Raw genomic sequence first — 573 nt, 5'->3', positions numbered from 1 at the left:
AGCGCAACGTTTAGCGCACGTTTATAAGGAAATAGACATGTCTCAAGCAGTTATCACGAAAGCCTTTGTTGAATGGAAAGCCCGCCAGGCTATCGATAATCAGCCGATTGTGTTGGATGAGTTCATTTTTGCCAACGTTCCTGGGCTGGATGTTAACAAGCCTATCGACAACACCGAAGGATTGCCGAGCGCCGATCACATTGTGCATCGTCAGGCAGTGAGCAAGGCGGGTGCGGTTAACGCCGGTTCGGTGGTCTATTCCGTGACGATGGGCGCGGACGTGGGTGATTTTAGTTTTAACTGGATTGGGCTGGCCAGTAAAGCCACCGGCGTGCTGGCCATGATTATTCACGCCCCAACGCAGCAGAAAATCAAAAATGATAATGGCCAACAGGGTAACGTCCTGGTGCGCTCAATGCTGATGGAATATAGCGGGGCGCTGGCGGCCACCAATATCACCACCCCCGCAGAAACCTGGCAGATTGATTTTACCGCCCGCCTGGCGGGCATGGATGAGGCGGAGCGCCTAGCCAATAAGGATATTTACGGCGCCGCGGCCTTTTTCGATGCCGG

At 53.8% G+C, this 573-nt stretch carries 1 protein-coding gene; it reads left to right on the top strand.

Going from position 1 to position 573, the window contains the following annotated elements:
* Nucleotides 1-37 precede the first annotated feature (37 nt).
* Nucleotides 38-573 (top strand): phage tail-collar fiber domain-containing protein (locus tag ACT3RR_RS23155; RefSeq protein WP_496201175.1); only part of this gene is annotated, 536 nt, incomplete at its 3' end.

This window comes from Ewingella sp. AOP8-B2-18, assembly GCF_052376015.1.
Lineage (GTDB): Bacteria > Pseudomonadota > Gammaproteobacteria > Enterobacterales > Enterobacteriaceae > Ewingella > Ewingella allii.
Note: the sequence above shows the minus strand (reverse complement) of the source record. Positions and strands in the feature narration are given on the sequence as shown.